The organism is Romboutsia sp. 1001713B170131_170501_G6, assembly GCF_015668195.1.
In the GTDB taxonomy this organism is placed as follows: domain Bacteria; phylum Bacillota; class Clostridia; order Peptostreptococcales; family Peptostreptococcaceae; genus Romboutsia_C.
Genome location: NZ_JADPFC010000002.1, coordinates 215,570 through 231,874, shown reverse-complemented (window position 1 = coordinate 231,874; position 16,305 = coordinate 215,570). Strand labels below are relative to the sequence as shown.

19 protein-coding genes and 1 pseudogene are annotated in these 16,305 nt (G+C 28.8%); 16 read left to right on the top strand and 4 right to left on the bottom strand.

The window, feature by feature from the left end; genetic code table 11:
* Nucleotides 1–49: 49 nt before the first annotated feature.
* Both I4U89_RS06850 and I4U89_RS06845 read right to left on the bottom strand, forming a co-directional pair.
* A complete protein-coding gene (locus I4U89_RS06850; protein WP_195939652.1) occupies nt 50–622 on the bottom strand; it encodes a hypothetical protein in 573 nt (190 codons plus the stop codon).
* A gap of 137 nt (nt 623–759) precedes the next feature.
* Nucleotides 760–986, bottom strand: a pseudogene (locus tag I4U89_RS06845) (IS1595 family transposase); the annotation flags it as partial.
* Nucleotides 987–1,203: 217 nt separating this feature from the next.
* Between I4U89_RS06845 and I4U89_RS06840 the strand changes: the two are divergent.
* The 14 genes from I4U89_RS06840 to rpsO all read left to right on the top strand — a co-directional run bounded on the left by I4U89_RS06840 (nt 1,204) and on the right by rpsO (nt 12,197).
* A complete protein-coding gene (locus tag I4U89_RS06840; RefSeq protein ID WP_195939651.1) occupies nt 1,204–2,421 on the top strand; it encodes a hypothetical protein in 1,218 nt (405 codons plus the stop codon).
* A 53-nt stretch (nt 2,422–2,474) separates the two neighbouring features.
* Nucleotides 2,475–3,029: a DUF3885 domain-containing protein gene (locus I4U89_RS06835; RefSeq protein WP_195939650.1), complete on the top strand. Its 555-nt coding sequence runs from the start codon at nt 2,475–2,477 to the stop codon at nt 3,027–3,029.
* A 268-nt stretch (nt 3,030–3,297) separates the two neighbouring features.
* A complete protein-coding gene (locus I4U89_RS06830) occupies nt 3,298–3,504 on the top strand; it encodes a 4Fe-4S binding protein (protein WP_195939649.1) in 207 nt (68 codons plus the stop codon).
* Nucleotides 3,504–4,088: a 4Fe-4S binding protein gene (locus tag I4U89_RS06825; RefSeq protein WP_195939648.1), complete on the top strand. Its 585-nt coding sequence runs from the start codon at nt 3,504–3,506 to the stop codon at nt 4,086–4,088. The genes I4U89_RS06830 and I4U89_RS06825 overlap by 1 nt, the downstream gene beginning before the upstream one ends.
* A gap of 185 nt (nt 4,089–4,273) precedes the next feature.
* Nucleotides 4,274–4,735, top strand: coding sequence for a ribosome maturation factor RimP (gene rimP / locus I4U89_RS06820; protein ID WP_166505777.1), 462 nt, complete (start codon nt 4,274–4,276; stop codon nt 4,733–4,735).
* Nucleotides 4,736–4,760: 25 nt separating this feature from the next.
* Nucleotides 4,761–5,834 (top strand): transcription termination factor NusA, encoded by a 1,074-nt coding sequence (nusA, locus tag I4U89_RS06815; RefSeq protein ID WP_166505776.1) that lies wholly within the window; start codon nt 4,761–4,763, stop codon nt 5,832–5,834.
* 17 nt (nt 5,835–5,851) lie between these two features.
* Nucleotides 5,852–6,127, top strand: coding sequence for an RNase P modulator RnpM (rnpM, locus tag I4U89_RS06810; protein WP_092924758.1), 276 nt, complete (start codon nt 5,852–5,854; stop codon nt 6,125–6,127).
* Nucleotides 6,117–6,434, top strand: coding sequence for a L7Ae/L30e/S12e/Gadd45 family ribosomal protein (locus I4U89_RS06805; protein ID WP_195928725.1), 318 nt, complete (start codon nt 6,117–6,119; stop codon nt 6,432–6,434). Before rnpM ends, I4U89_RS06805 begins: the two co-directional genes overlap by 11 nt.
* A 14-nt stretch (nt 6,435–6,448) precedes the next feature.
* Nucleotides 6,449–8,389 carry a translation initiation factor IF-2 gene (infB, locus tag I4U89_RS06800; protein WP_166505774.1) on the top strand — a complete coding sequence of 647 codons (1,941 nt, stop codon included), beginning with the start codon at nt 6,449–6,451 and terminating at the stop codon, nt 8,387–8,389.
* Nucleotides 8,390–8,606: 217 nt separating this feature from the next.
* Entirely contained in the window at nt 8,607–8,993 is a 387-nt protein-coding gene (rbfA, locus tag I4U89_RS06795; protein ID WP_092924764.1) for a 30S ribosome-binding factor RbfA, read from the top strand.
* Nucleotides 8,983–9,957 carry a DHH family phosphoesterase gene (locus tag I4U89_RS06790; protein WP_195939647.1) on the top strand — a complete coding sequence of 325 codons (975 nt, stop codon included), beginning with the start codon at nt 8,983–8,985 and terminating at the stop codon, nt 9,955–9,957. Before rbfA ends, I4U89_RS06790 begins: the two co-directional genes overlap by 11 nt.
* Before the next feature lie 12 nt (nt 9,958–9,969).
* Nucleotides 9,970–10,878 carry a tRNA pseudouridine(55) synthase TruB gene (gene truB, locus I4U89_RS06785; RefSeq protein WP_195939646.1) on the top strand — a complete coding sequence of 303 codons (909 nt, stop codon included), beginning with the start codon at nt 9,970–9,972 and terminating at the stop codon, nt 10,876–10,878.
* Nucleotides 10,879–10,913: 35 nt separating this feature from the next.
* Complete coding sequence (locus I4U89_RS06780) at nt 10,914–11,858, top strand: bifunctional riboflavin kinase/FAD synthetase (RefSeq protein WP_195939645.1); 945 nt, start codon at nt 10,914–10,916, stop codon at nt 11,856–11,858.
* 84 nt (nt 11,859–11,942) lie between these two features.
* Entirely contained in the window at nt 11,943–12,197 is a 255-nt protein-coding gene (rpsO, locus tag I4U89_RS06775; RefSeq protein ID WP_195939644.1) for a 30S ribosomal protein S15, read from the top strand.
* A gap of 76 nt (nt 12,198–12,273) precedes the next feature.
* Here the strand turns inward: rpsO and I4U89_RS06770 are convergent, their stop codons facing one another.
* Together I4U89_RS06770 and I4U89_RS06765 are read right to left on the bottom strand one after the other, a co-directional pair.
* Nucleotides 12,274–12,645 (bottom strand): NifB/NifX family molybdenum-iron cluster-binding protein, encoded by a 372-nt coding sequence (locus tag I4U89_RS06770; protein ID WP_166505770.1) that lies wholly within the window; start codon nt 12,643–12,645, stop codon nt 12,274–12,276.
* Nucleotides 12,646–12,647: 2 nt separating this feature from the next.
* Nucleotides 12,648–13,013, bottom strand: coding sequence for an ArsR/SmtB family transcription factor (locus tag I4U89_RS06765; protein ID WP_195939643.1), 366 nt, complete (start codon nt 13,011–13,013; stop codon nt 12,648–12,650).
* A 187-nt stretch (nt 13,014–13,200) separates the two neighbouring features.
* On the opposite strand from I4U89_RS06765, the gene I4U89_RS06760 reads away from it, so the two are divergent.
* Nucleotides 13,201–13,941 (top strand): tyrosine-protein phosphatase, encoded by a 741-nt coding sequence (locus I4U89_RS06760; protein WP_195939642.1) that lies wholly within the window; start codon nt 13,201–13,203, stop codon nt 13,939–13,941.
* Nucleotides 13,942–14,193: 252 nt separating this feature from the next.
* The gene (gene pnp, locus I4U89_RS06755) at nt 14,194–16,299 is read left to right on the top strand and encodes a polyribonucleotide nucleotidyltransferase (RefSeq protein ID WP_195939641.1); all 2,106 of its coding nucleotides are present in this window, start codon (nt 14,194–14,196) and stop codon (nt 16,297–16,299) included.
* Nucleotides 16,300–16,305 lie beyond the last annotated feature (6 nt).

Sequence of the window (16,305 nt, the reverse complement as noted above, 5' to 3'; positions counted from 1 at the left end):
TGAAAATAGCTGGATATTTAGTAGTATAAATATATCCAGCTATTTTTTATTAGCTAGTTTTATGTAATTTTATATATACTACTAAATCTTTTAGATTATTATTGCTTATCTCAAATTCTTCATCAATACTTAAACTACTAGTGTTCCTATTTTTTCCGCCGATACTATATAAAGCTATGGCAACTTCGTTGTCTAAATCAAAAGATTTGTTTTTATTTAAGATAGATAGAGCTATTCCTGTATTATAACCTTCTTTTAAAAAATCCAAATTATAGCCTGTAGATTCAGTATCGTTAATTATTGATTTAAGATAATAAGAACCTATTTCATTCCCATCTATGACTCCTATTTTTAAGATATTATTTTTGCCATTATGTTCTATAGATGATTCATATAATTTATGTTCTTTTTTTAGAATACCATATTCATATTCCTTAGCAGTAAACTCAACTTCATAATTTCCCTTTTTCAAATTGTTTACAAAGTATTTTTTCCCCATTCCATTCATATTGTCAGGACAATTACTTAGATATAAGCCGCTTGGATTTTTTGAGCTGGAGCAACCAGTAACAAGTATTATTGACATCATTATTAATAATAGTATTGTTGCTATTTTTTTCATGCATACCCCTCCCTAAATAACTTAATGTTATAGTTCACATTATATAGAAATTGTGAACTTTGATTATATTGTACATAATATTGAATTATTTTCCAATTGTAAAATAGTTTCATTAATTTGAAGTAAAATTCCTTATTTTAAGTTAGTTCAATAAATCTATTTTTAATTGTATTTCTAGTAATATATGTTTCTTTTGTAGCTATATTTATTAACATATATTTGATTCTATCGCTCTTTTTATTTTTCTTGATTAATTGTAAAAATTTAAATCAAGCTAAATAATTAGAGACGAATTTGCTAGATACTCAATTAAAAGGCATAGCCATCTTTTAAATCCTATTTGAAGAGCATTCACATGTTGAATAAACATAAAATGCTTGTTTATTTGCGCACTTTTAATATATTTGGGTTGTAAAGTTATTGAAAATAAACAAACCAAAGCTAAAAAGGTGGGGGTAAGAAAAAACGACGCGGGGTATAACTTATGTAAATAAATTAGAAATTATTTTGTAATCAAATCTTTACCATATATAATTAAAATTAATATATCATATATATGACAAAGATTATGGAGGGGTTATGTGGAGTATATATACAAGTTTATAGAGTTTGCAGAAGAAAGTGGTATGATAAACTTAATATTTGGGGGAGCTATAGTAGCATATTTAATACATATATACTATAAAAAAGAAGAAAATGAAAAATATCTAGCTTTAAAATTAGTAGGATTTTTTATACTTGGAGCATTTAGATTAGAATTTGCATTTAACTGGTATCCAATAATAATACCAGCAGGATTTTTATTATATTGGTTTTTATTAAAAAATAAAGAAAGACCAAATAGCATAATAAAGAAAAAAGCAACAATCCTGGGAGTTTCAATACTATATTTAACCATATTAAGCAATATCATATATGATGTAGCAGATTATAGAGATATGAAATTTGATATAAAAAATATATCTATGGATACATTAAAAGAAGATTATGAAACAATAAAAAATGAATTAGGATTATCATGGGAAACGAAAATAATAAACTTTGAAGTAAAATATGATAATAACAAAAAAATAAAATTACTAGATATGTATATAGAAGATATAGAAAAAAATAAATTTGTAAGTATAGGCATATATAATGGTGATTATTCTGTAAAACAAAGCAAAATAAACAACAAAGATCAGATTTTAGAGCATGAATTTAACACAACAACTGAAGAATTATTAGAAATCATAGATAATATAGAGTTAAAAAAATATGATAAGGCAGATATTTACACTATAAAATATGAAAATGATTTAAGTTATATAGAAAATAAAAAAGCATATATAGTTAATTTACCTAATTATTCAACTGATAAACTATATCCTAATAGTGAGATAATTAATGCTAGTGGTATTATGTACATTCCTATGGAAAAAGTAAGTGAAGGTTCATGGAGTTACATAGACTACGAATATTACCTAACAAATTATGAAATATCTTCTAGTGAAGAAAATTATAAAGATTTAGAAATAACTATAGAAAATATAAATAATAATAAAAGTGTATTAATAGATGATATATATGAAAAACACAAATTAATGGAAGAACTTAATTCTATACATATAGCTAGATGGAATGGAGAAAATGATATAGATTTAGAGTCAGACTTATTTATAAAAGACAATGAAGGAAATAGACTAGGTTTATGTAGCAAAGATAAAGGCTTGGCCAGAAGAGATATAGGAGAGACTAGTGTATGGTACATAGTGCCTAGTGATTTATACGACAAAATAAATCTATATACAATGAAATAATAATTATGATAATTCTATATGAATATGAATTTTGATAAAAAGGAGGAGATTTAGTGGATTTATATGTAAATAACCTAATTAATAAACAACTTAATCAAACTAAAATTTGTATTTCGTTTGATTTGGCAGTAAATGAATCACCATATTACAAGATGGATTACAGTGAAAATAAAGAATTAAATTTTAGACCAGAATATGTGGATTTATGTGCTAAATCAGCACAAAATATATGGGATAAGTGTAACTTTTCAAATGATTTGACTGTTTTATTTGAAGATAAATATAATACTTATCATAAAGGAGAAAAGGAGTTTATAGAAAATTGCTTAAATTCACCAACTTGTTTTGTTTATTCTTTTGAATGGAACGATGAAGGTGAAAAAATTAATGGAACACGATATATCTGGGTTACTAACAAAATAGATAGTAAATCACTCTTTAGGAAAATAATTCTTTCTGATATAGGCGAAGATACAGTTTTAGATGGCGCAGTATATATTATAGACAACAAAACTAAAAATGTATTCTTTTTATATGATGATAGAGGCGTTGATATTTATTCTAATGATGAAAAATTTATATATAAAATGAAGAATTATTATTTATAATATAATATTGATTAGTATCGAATTAATAACTATATCTTAGTATATTTAGTATATATTGAAATAACTATTGATAGAGTTATTTTTATTTGATATTTATCACAAAGTTGATAACATAGCTAAAACAATCTTTTATAGTACACTTTCTTTAATGACCTATTATAGGTCATTTTTTATTTTATAAATAAATTATTTTAATGTGATAAAGTCACAGAACTAAAAAGTAAAAAATAATATAATACTTCTATAAGAAATATAGGAGGGAATAATTATGAAAATAAGAAAAAAAGCAATTATAGATACAAATTACTGTGTAGCTTGTGGAACTTGTATAAAAGAATGTCCACTAAACCTTATAAACATGGAACAAGGTGTATTTGCAAAAATTAACCTAGAAAAATGTGTAGGATGTGGAAAATGTGCTAAAGCATGTCCTGCATCTGTCATAGAAATAAAAAGCATGGAGGAATGTAGATAATGAAAAAACAAAAGAAAACTTGGAAAGAGTATATGTGGATACTAAGTGCCCTATATTTATTCCTAGGATTATTTAATATATTATTTGCATGGCTTGGATTATTATGCTTTACAATACCATTAGTTATGGCAATATTAGGAAAAGGCAAATCATACTGCAATACTTACTGTGGAAGAGGTCAACTATTAAATTTAATGGGAAATAAAATGAAATTATCAAAATACAATAATATTCCTAAGTTTTTAAAAAGTAAGTGGTTTAGATATGGATTTTTAATATTCTTTATGACAATGTTTATAAATATGCTATTTATGACATACTTAGTATTTAACCAAACTAATAGTCTAAAAGAAGTTATAACAATACTTTGGACATTTAAAGTGCCATGGAAAGTGGCTAATGAAAGTATGATAAGTCCTTGGATTTTACAGTTTGCATTTGGATTTTATAGTATGATGATTACATCTACATTATTAGGTGTAATTACAATGCTTTTATATAAGCCTCGTTCTTGGTGTGTTTATTGTCCAATGGGAACTATGACTCATATAATATCAAAAGCTAAGTATAAAGAAAATATATAAAATTAGGATTTAAATTATTAATAAAAATGGCTTAGAAACATAGTAATTTCAAAAAATTTGCAATTAAACCTTATATATGTTATTATAGTATATAAAATAATACATTTTGCAAACACTAAGAGTGAGACCAGAAGTTCTCACTCTTTTGTTTTAAATAAACTGACAACTGAATAGGAGGGAAAAATATGAAAAAGAGTATAGAAGCTACTATAGAAGAATTAGTATCAGAAATAACTGAACCACTTAATTTTGAAATAGTAGATGTTGAATATGTAAAAGAAGCTGGAGAGTATTACTTAAGAGTATTCTTAGATAAAGAAGGCGGAATATCATTAAATGATTGTGAAGCTGTAAGTAGACAATTAAGCGAAGTTTTAGATGTTAAAGATCCTATAAAAGATAACTACTTCTTAGAAGTATCTTCACCAGGACTTGATAGACCACTTAAAAAAGATAAAGACTTCGTTAGATATGCAGGAAGAGACGTTGAAATAAAATTATACAAACCACTAAATGGCTCAAAGCAATTTGAAGGTACATTAGTTGGATTAACAGATGAAAATACTATAAAAGTTATAATAAATGATGAAGAAGTTGAATTTAATAGAAAGGAAGTAGCTCTTGTAAGACTTGCAATAAAGTTTTAATAAGATAGCTTAGGGTAAAAATAAAATGAACCACGAATTTATAGAAGCATTAGATGAGTTAGAAAAAGACAGAGGAATAGATAAAGAAATACTTATAGACACTATAGAACAAGCTCTTTTAACAGCATACAAGAAAAACTTTGGTTCTGCTCAAAACGTAAGAGTTGAGTTTGATAGAGAAAGAGGAGACGTTAAAGTATTCTCTCAAAGAGTAGTAGTTGATGAATCAGATTTATACGATACATTCTTAGAAATAGAATTAGCAGACGCTAGAGAAATAAGTCCAAACTACGAATTAGGAGATATAATAGAAAATGAAGTAACTCCTATGGACTTTGGAAGAATAGCAGCTCAAACTGCTAAGCAAGTAGTTGTTCAAAGAATAAGAGAAGCAGAAAGAGAAATAGTATACAATGAATTTATGGATAAAGAAAATGAAATAGTTACAGGAGAAGTAGCTAGAGTAAACAAAAACATAGTTCATGTTAATCTTGGAAGAATAGAAGCAATAATGACTCCACAAGATCAAATACCTGGTGAAACATACAGAGCTGGTCAAAAAATAAAGGTATACATATTAGAGGTAAAGAAAACTAATAAAGGACCTCAAATAGTAGTATCAAGAAGTCATCCAGGATTAGTTAAGAGATTATTCGAGTTTGAAGTTCCAGAAATATTTGAAGGTATAGTTCAAGTTAAATCTATATCAAGAGAAGCTGGTTCTAGAACTAAGATGGCAGTTAAGTCAATAGATGAAAAGATAGATCCAATCGGAGCTTGTGTAGGACCAAAAGGTTCAAGAGTTAAAAACATAGTTGATGAATTAGGTGACGAAAAGATAGATATAATAAAATACAGTGATGATCCAGCTGAATTTATATGTGCAGCACTTAGCCCATCAAAGGTTGTTAAGGTTGATATAAATGAAGAAGAAAAATCTGCTTTAGTAGTAGTACCTGATTACCAATTATCACTTGCAATAGGTAAAGAAGGACAAAATGCTAGACTTGCAGCTAAGCTTACTAACTGGAAAATAGATATAAAAAGTGAATCTCAAGCAGGGTTAGAGCCTCAAGAAACTAACACAGACGCTGAGTAATAAAGGAGGGGTACTCTTTGCAAAAACAAAAAAAGGTTCCTCAAAGAAAATGTATAGCATGTCAAGAAAGAGATGCAAAAAAAGGGCTAATAAGAATAGTTAAGACTAAGGAAGGTCAAATATTTTTAGACCCAACAGGAAAGGCAAACGGTAGAGGTGCATATATATGTAAGGATGTAGAATGTCTAAAAAAAGCTATAAAAAGTAAAGCTTTAAATAGAGCATTCAAAATGGAAGTTCCATCTGATGTATATGACAATCTACTTAAGGAGCTAGAAAGTTATGAAGACTAGTGAAGCAAAAATATATTCATTTTTAGGCCTTGCCACAAGAGCAGGGAAGATAGTGTCTGGAGAATCTACTTTAGCTGACCTTAAAAAAGGGAAGGTAAATCTAGTTATAGTAGCAGATGACGCATCTGATAACACTAAAAAGTTATATAAAGATAAATCATCATATAGAAGTATACCGTATGTATACTTTTCAACAAAGCTACAACTAGGGCTAGCTATAGGAAAAGCACCTAGAGCAGTCATAGGTATAAAGGACAAAAACTTTGCTGACAAAATCAGTGAGTTGATGGAAACACAAAAAATATAATAGGGGGTGGTCTTGTGTCAACAAGAGTATACCAAATCGCAGAAGAATTGAAAGTATCAAATGAAGAAATGATACAAAAGTTAAAAGAATTAGATATAGATGTAGAAAACGAAAATTCTGAAATAGCAGAAGATGAATTAGAGTTAGTTATAGACATATTAAAAGAAGAAATAGCAGCGGCTAAAGGAAATATATTAAAAATAGAAGGAAAATTAACTGTTCAAGAGTTAGCTAATGCCCTTGATAAGTCAGCTTCAGAAATAATAATGAAGCTTATGAAAATGGGAACTATGGCTACAATAAACCAAGAATTAAACTTTGAAATAGCTTCACTTGTTGCTAAGGACTACGGATTTGAATTAGTAGTTGGAGGAGCAGATGAAGAAGAAGTTGAAGCAATAGATGCTTTAATGGAAATAGAAGAAGATAAAGAAGAAGACTTAAAACCTAGACCTCCAGTTGTTACAGTTATGGGACACGTTGACCACGGTAAAACATCTTTACTTGATGCAATAAGATCAACAAACGTAACTTCAAGAGAAGCGGGTGGAATAACTCAACATATAGGTGCTTCTGAAGTAATGGTAAATGGACAAAAGATAGTATTCTTAGATACTCCAGGACATGAAGCCTTCACAGCAATGAGAGCTAGAGGAGCACAAGTAACTGATATAGCAATATTAGTTGTTGCAGCAGATGACGGTATAATGCCTCAAACTGTTGAAGCTATAAACCATGCTAAAGCTGCTGAAGTACCATTAATAGTAGCTATAAACAAAATAGATAAACCAGCAGCTAACCCAGATAGAGTTAAGCAAGAATTAGCTGACCAAGGATTATTAGTTGAAGACTGGGGTGGAGATGTTATAGCAGTTCCAGTTTCAGCACTTAAAGGTGAAGGAATAGACACTTTACTTGAAATGATATTATTAGTTGCAGAAGTTGAAGAGTTCAAAGCTAACCCTGATAAAAGAGCTGTTGGTACTGTTGTAGAAGCAGAACTTGATAAGGGAAGAGGACCAGTTGCTACTGTACTTGTTCAAGGTGGAACACTTAAAGTTGGAGATCCAATAGTATGTGGTACTGCAAGTGGTAAAGTAAGAGCAATGATAAACTCTAAAGGAAAAAGAGTTAAAACTGCTGGACCATCTACTGCTGTAGAAATATTAGGTTTATCAGAAGTTCCACAAGGTGGAGATCAATTTGTTGCTGTAGCTACTGAAAAGATAGCAAGAAGTGTAGCTGAAAAGAGAGCTCAAATGGCTAGAGAAGAAATGTTAAAATCTAACCAAAGAATGTCTCTTGATGATTTCTTCAGTCACATGAATGATGCTGATGTAAAAGAATTAAACATAGTTGTTAAAGCTGACGTTCAAGGTTCAGTTCAAGCTGTTAAGCAATCACTTGAAAAATTATCTACTGAAGAAGTAGCAGTTAGAGTTATACATGGTGGTGTTGGTGCTGTAACTGAGTCAGATGTTATGCTTGCTGCTGCATCTAATGCTATAATAATAGGATTTAACGTAAGACCTGGAGCTACTGCTGAAACTATAGCTAAGAAAGAATCTGTTGATATAAGATGTTACACAATAATATACAAAGCTATAGAAGATGTTCAAGCTGCAATGCTTGGAATGCTTGATCCAGAACTTAAAGATGAAGATACTGGTAAGGCTGAAGTTAGAGAAACATTCAAATTATCAGGTGTTGGAACAATAGCAGGATGTTATGTAACAAGTGGTAAGATATTTAGAGGTTCTAAGGTAAGAATAGTAAGAGATGGTATAGTAATCCATGATGGACAATTAGCAGCTCTTAAGAGATTCAAAGATGACGTTAAAGAAGTTAACCACGGATACGAATGTGGATTAAGCTTTGTTAACTACAACGATGTAAAAATCGGAGATATAGTAGAAGCTTATATAACTAAAGAAGTAGAAAGAAAAAGTTTATAATAAGTTTTATACAAATAGACAATAATAACAAAAAGATATATTAAGCCATATAATACATTACAAAAGCTTTTAAGTTTTTAAACTATGCAATGTGTTGTAAATAATTATGGCTAATAAATTAATAGATAAAATCAAAGCACATTAAAGAAATTATATTTACTGCAAATATAATTTCTAATGTGCTATTCTAAAATAGAAGTAAAAGAGGTCGATATTTATGGCATCATATAGCAGAACAAAAAGAATAGCAGAAGAAATAAAAAAAGTTATAAGTACAATGCTTATAAGTGGAATAAAAGATCCTAGAATAAACTCTATGGTAAGTGTAACTGACGTTGAAGTTACAAGTGACTTAAGTTATGCATACGTATACATAAGTATACTAGGAGGAGATGAAGAATCTACATTAACAGGGCTAAGAAGTGCAGTAAACTACATTAGAAGAGAAGTAAGTAGAAATGTTAAATTAAGACATACTCCTCAAATAATATTTAAAGTTGACGATTCTATAAAAAATGGAATGTATATGGATACATTAATAAAGAAAGTTAACGAAGGAAAAACTGCAAATGAAATAGATGAGGAAATGTTTGATGAAGAATAATCTAGACAATATAATAGATTATATAAATGGAAGTGACAATTTTGTTGTCACTTCTCACATTAGTCCTGATGGTGATAATATAGGTTCAACTCTAGGAATGTATTATAGCTTAAAAAAGCTAGGTAAAAGCGTTTACTATGTTTTAGATGATAATGCACCTAGAAACCTAGAATTTTTAGTTGAACACATAAACATACTTAAATCTAATGAATTTAATGAAAGTAACTATTCATTAATAGCACTTGATTGCGGAGATAAAAAAAGAATATGTTTAGAAGAAGAAATAATAAATAATGCTAATAAAGTTGTATGTATAGATCATCATGCAAGTAATGATAATTATGGAGATTTTAATTACATAGATATAAATGCATCATCTACTTGTGAGTTAGTATACAATTTATTAGTAAGATATAAAGAAACTCAAAACATAGACTTAATAGACGAAAAAATAGCAACAGCCTTATATACAGGCCTTACAACAGATACTGGAAACTTCTCATATTCAAACACTCATCCAAGTAGTTTTGAAATGGCTAAGAACCTACTTATAAAAGGTGCTAAAAGGGATATGATAATCCAAAAAGTATTCCAAAGTAATCCATACAACTATTACAAGTTATTAGGAGAAGCTTTAAATACTTTAGATATAGTAAGTGGAAAAGTTGCTAGTATATGTATAACAAAAGAAATGTTAAAAAATAATACAATAAGCTTTAATGATGTAGATGGAATAACATCCTACACTAGAGATATAGAAGGAGTAGAAGTTGGAATACTTCTTAAAGAGAAAAAAGAAAATGAAGTAAAAGTAAGCTTAAGATCTAAAAATTACGTAGATGTAAGCCTTATAGCTCAAAGCTTTAATGGTGGAGGACACGTAAGAGCAGCAGGATGCACTATATATGATAGTGTTGAAAATGCAAAAAAACAGGTACTAGAAGCTGTATTAAAAACAATCTAAGGTGATAAAAACATGAACAAAATAGTAAACATAATAAAACCTACAGGAATGACATCTCATGATGTTGTTAGTGTAGTAAGAAAAACCTTAAATATAAAGAAAGTTGGACATACAGGTACCCTTGACCCAGATGCGTCAGGGGTATTACCTATATGTATAGGAAAAGCAACTAAAGTAAGTGAACTTATACTAAATAAAGATAAGAGCTACATTTGTGAATTAACTCTTGGTATAACAACAGACACTTATGATTCTTCAGGAGAGATAATAGATAGAGTTGATGATTTTAGCTACACTAAAGAAGAAATAGAAAAAGCTTTTGAAACTCAAAGAGGACATATAGATCAGTTACCTCCAATGTATTCTGCACTTAAGGTAAATGGAAAAAGAATGTGTGATTTAGTTAGAAGTGGAAGAGCAGACGAAATAAAGCTAAAGACTAGACCAGTGCATATTAAGAAATTAGAAATACTTAGCATAAATGACAATAAAATAATGTTTTATGTAATGTGTTCAAAGGGAACTTATGTTAGAAGTATATGTTATGATATAGGGCAAGTTCTAGGTTGTGGAGGTCATATGTCTTTCTTACTTAGAACATCTTCAGGTAAATTTAATTTAGAAAATGCTATAACTTTAGAACAATTACAAGAATACAAGGAAAATAACACTTTAGAAGAACATTTATATGACATAGACTACGTATTATCAAACTTTAACAGCCTATCTATACACCCTAATGCAAGAAAGTATTATGTAAATGGTGGAATAATAGATGCAAGAAGATTTACACAAAAAGATTTCAATGAAAATGATGAAATTGTAAGAGTTTACTGTGAAGGTGAATTTTTAGGCAGTGGTAAATTAATTAAAAAAGGTAGCGAAATAAGTGTAAAGAGTGATAAACTATTTATAGTATAAAACTAAAAAATACTATAATTTAGTGGGGACTCATTATGGATATTATAAAATCTATAGATAAAATACAAAATATAAATAAAAGTGTAGTTACAATTGGTAACTTTGATGGTCTTCATAAAGGTCATCAAGCCTTAGTTAAAAAGGCAGTAGAATATGGATTTAAAAACAATATAAAAAGTGTAGTATTTACCTTTGACAACCATCCAGCAAATTATTTTATAAAAAATTCAATAAAAAATATTATAAGCAATAAAGAAAAAGAACAAAGAATAAAAGATATGGGTATAGATTTAATAATAAGTATACCTTTTGATGAATATATGACTAAAATATCTCCAAGAGAGTTTGTAAAAGACATCTTAATAGATAGGTTAGGCGTTGAGAAAATAATAGTTGGACATGATTTTACATTTGCAAAAAATAAAGAAGGAAATGTAAATTTATTAAAGGAACTATGTAGTGAGTATAACTTTGAACTAGAGATAGTAAATCCTATAAAAATAGATGATATAAGAGTTAGTAGCACTTATATAAGAAATTTAATAAAAAATGGACAAGTATCTAAAGTAAAAAAATATTTAGGGCATAATTACCAAATAAAAGGAGAAGTCATACACGCAAAAAAGCTTGGAAGAACTATAGGTTTTCCAACAGCTAATATAGAAGTAGATAAAAATATGATAGTACCTAAAAATGGTATATATGCAACCAAAGTATATATTAATGGCAAAACCTATTATGGCGCAACAAATATAGGTTTTAATCCTACAGTAAATGGAAATAAGCTATCAATAGAAACTAATATATTAGATTTTAATGAAGATATATATGGTAAGGTTATAAAAGTTGAATTTTTAGAAAGAATTAGAGATGAGCGTAAGTTTTCATCTTTAGAAGAACTAAAAAATCAACTTAAAAAAGATACCAATTATGTAAGAGAAAACTATGTTTGCAATATTAGTGAATGTATGATAAAATAATTGAAGTAAACCGTTACTCGGCATAGAATTACTCCAATTCGTGCTTAGTAATAGGCGATTTTTAAATATTATGGAGGTATTCAAATGAACAAATTAGAAATAATAAAAGAATTCGGAAGAACTGAAGGAGATACTGGTTCTCCAGAAGTACAAATAGCTTTATTAACAGCTAGAATAAACGAATTAAACGACCACTTAAAAACTCACAAGAAAGATCACCACTCAAGAAGAGGTCTTTTAAAGATGGTTGGTAGAAGAAGAAACTTATTAGCTTACTTAAAAGACAGAGACTTAGAAGGATACAGAGCGTTAATAGCTAAGTTAGGATTAAGAAAATAATAATTTTTCTATATATAAAAAAGTTATCTCATATGAGATAACTTTTTTATGTTGATAATTATACAAAACTTATATTCTAATGATGGTTGCATCCATCATGAGAGCATGTGTGATTACTTGGGAATTCATTTAATTTGTTTTCATTGAATAAATCTATATTTTCTTTTAAAGTAGCTCCTAAAGCCTTATACACTTTTATTCCCATAGAATTTAATTTAACTATAGCACCTTGACCTATACCACCAACTATAACTGCATCTACAACATTTCCTGATAAAGCTTTTATAGGTTGGCATTTTCCATGTTCATGTCCTAAATCCCCATTATCTAAAGCAGATACTTCCTTAGTTTCTGAGTCGTAAACTAAAAACATTGGAGCTGAACCAAAGTGTCCAAATGGCTTACTTAAAAGACCTTCATTTACTTCTACTGGCATACAAATTTTCATAATTAAACATCCCTTCTTCTACAACATTTTTTTATAGATTTGCAGTTAGTACTGCAGTCTGTACTTATAAGATTAATGTTTGATAAATCTAATAAGTTTTCATTAATATTTCCTAGAGAATTAAAAAATGATATACATTCATTAAAAACATTTTCATTAATATGATAAAAAACGTAGTATCCTTCTTTATATCCTCTTATTATCTCAGCTTCTTTTAAAACCTTTATGTGCTGAGATACTGATGAATCAGTTATACCTAAGTACCTAGAGATTCCTTTTTGGCAAATATCTCTTTTTGAAACTAACAAAAGAACTTTAAGTCTTGTTTCATCACTTAGTGCCTTAAATACTTTAGCTAAATTATTCATGTTCACTCCTTTTAATTAAGTGATTACTTAATTAGATTATAGTACTCTTAATTAAATATTTCAAGTATACTTAAAAATTTATATAAAATATATTTCTAAAATGCGATTTTTATAGAAAATTATACCTATGTTTTATTATAATTATTTAGGGTATGTATAAAATGTAAATTATAAGGAGGGATAAGTTTTGATAAACTTTAGAGACATTGGAGGATGTAAGTCGTCAGATGGAAGAACTGTAAAAAAAGGATTATTTTTCAGATCTGGAAATTTAGCTAATTTAAGTAGTGATGATATACAAACATTAAAAGATTTAAACATAAAGTTAGTGTTTGATTATAGAAGCGAAGAGGAAAGCAAAGAAAATCCAACAGAAGAAATAGAAAATATAGAGTACATAAGAGTATCTGCTATGAATATGGATGATATGAGCGCTGCTAAGTTTGGATCTGTTAAAGAAATGTTATCAAGTATGTTTGAAAATGAAAATGCTTTTAATATGTTAAAAGAAAGATATTATGATTTACCAGTAAATAATAAATCATATAAAAGATTGGTTGAACTTATTAGAGATGAAAATAACCTACCAATTTTAACTCATTGTACAGCAGGAAAAGATAGAACAGGAGTAGGATGTGCTATAATTTTAATGATACTAGGTGTATGTAGAGAAGATATAATAAAAGATTATTTAAAAAGTAATCAATCAGCACAAGATGCCATAGAAGAAATAATTAAAGTACAACCTGAGTTAAAAAATGTTCCTGAGGAAAAATTAAAATATTTATTTGGTGTAAATGAGGAATATATAAACGAAGCATTTAGAAGAATAGATGAAGAGTATAAAACTACTGAAGAATATTTATATAATGAGTTTGGATTAACAGTAGAAGATTTAAAAGAATTAAGAGATAGATATTTATATTAATATAAAGAGTCTGTATTTGACTTAAAGTATTTTAAGTTAAACACAGACTCTTTATTTAAAAAGAATATATTAACTGATTTAAATATATGATTAAATTTATATTAATAAGTAAATAATAAATTAATAATAGGTTACTTAAACAAAGCTATCCCAAATATAGTAAAATACTTTTATGTTGTTAATTTATACTATTTTTGATAATATAATACATAGGATGATAAACGTGTTTTTTAAAGAGGAGGCAAGCAATTAATGTTTGAACATAAAATATTTAAAATGGATTTAGCAGGGAGAGAACTTTCTGTTGAAATAGGAAAAATAGCAGAACTTGCTAGTGGTAGTGCTATTCTTAGATACGGAGATACTATGGTAATGGTTAACGTATCTAAATCTTCTGCACCAAGAGATGGAATAGATTTCTTCCCACTAAGTGTAGACTATGAAGAAAAGTTATACTCAGTAGGTAAAATACCAGGAGGATTCTTAAAAAGAGAAGGAAAGCCGTCGGAAAAAGCTATACTTACATCAAGACTTATAGATAGACCTATAAGACCTTTATTCCCTAAAGGATTTAGAAATGATGTACAAGTAGTTGCAACAGTTTTATCAGTAGACCAAGACTGTACTCCTGACATAGTAGCAATGATAGGTTCTTCAGTAGCATTATCTATATCTGATATACCATTTAATGGACCAACTGGTTCTGTTTTAATAGGACTTGTTGACGGGGCATTTGTTGTTAACCCAACAGCAGAGGAAAGAGAAAAGAGTTCTATGCACCTTGTAGTATCAGGAACTAAAGATGCTATAATGATGGTTGAAGCAGGGGCTGAAGAAATACCAGATGAAATAATGCTTGAAGCTATATTATTTGCTCATGAAGAAATCAAAAAGATAGTTGAATTTATAGAAAAAATAGCAGCTGAAGTTGGAAAAGAAAAAATGGAAGTTGTGCTCCATCAAGTAGATGAAGATGTAGAAAAAGCTGTTCGTGAATTTGCAAGCGAAAAAATGGCAGAAGCTATAAAAACATTTGAAAAACTAGAAAGAATGGAAAAGATGGATGCTGTTAAGGCTGAAACTTTTGAACATTTTGCAGAAATAGCTGAAGAATTTGAACAAGATATAGAAGAAACTCTTCACGCTATAATAAAAGAAGAAGTTAGAAAATTAATAGTGCATGAAAATGTAAGACCAGACAACAGAAAGTTAGATGAAATAAGACCTATATGGTGTGACAATGGATTTATACCAAGAACTCATGGTTCTGGATTATTCACAAGAGGTCAAACTCAAGTAATGTCTATAGCTACACTTGGAGCTTTAGGAGATGTTCAAATACTTGATGGACTTGATGAAGAAGAAAGTAAAAGATATATGCATCACTACAACTTCCCAGCATACAGTGTTGGTGAAGCTAGACCATCAAGAGGTCCAGGAAGAAGAGAAATAGGTCATGGAGCTTTAGCTGAAAGAGCTTTACTTCCAGTATTACCATCTAAAGAAGAATTCCCATATGCAATAAGAGTTGTATCTGAGGTACTTAGCTCAAATGGTTCAACTTCTCAAGGTAGTGTTTGTGGTTCAACATTATCACTACTTGACGCTGGTGTTCCTTTAAAAGATATGGTAGCAGGAATTGCAATGGGTCTTATAAAGCATGACAATAAAGTAGCAGTACTTTCAGATATACAAGGTATGGAAGACCACTTAGGAGATATGGACTTTAAGGTTGCAGGTACTGAAAATGGTATAACGGCTATACAAATGGATATAAAAATAGCTGGTATAGATGAACAAGTACTAAGAGATGCATTAACTCAAGCTAAAGCAGGTAGAATACACATACTTAATGAAATGAGAAAGACAATAAGTGAGCCAAAACCTGAATTATCTAAGTATGCACCTAAGATAGTAACAATGAACATAAACCCTGATAAGATAAGAGACGTTATAGGACCAGGTGGAAAAGTTATAACTAAGATAATAGATGAAACTGGAGTTAAAATAGATATAGAACAAACAGGAGAAGTATTCATAGCAGGAACAGATGCTGATATGATAAAACTTGCTCAAAAGCTTATAAATGATATAGTTGCTGAAGCTGAAGTTGGAAAAACTTATACTGGTAAAGTAACTAGAATAATGAACTTTGGAGCATTCGTTGAAATACTTCCAGGAAAAGAAGGATTACTTCATATATCTCACATAGCACACGAAAGAGTAGCGAAAGTTGAAGATGTACTAAACATAGGAGATGAAGTAGAAGTTAAAGTAACTGAAATAGATGAAAAAGGAAGAGTAAATTTATCTAGAAAAGTACTTTTACCAAAGCCTGAGAAAAAAGAAGAAAAATAATATTTT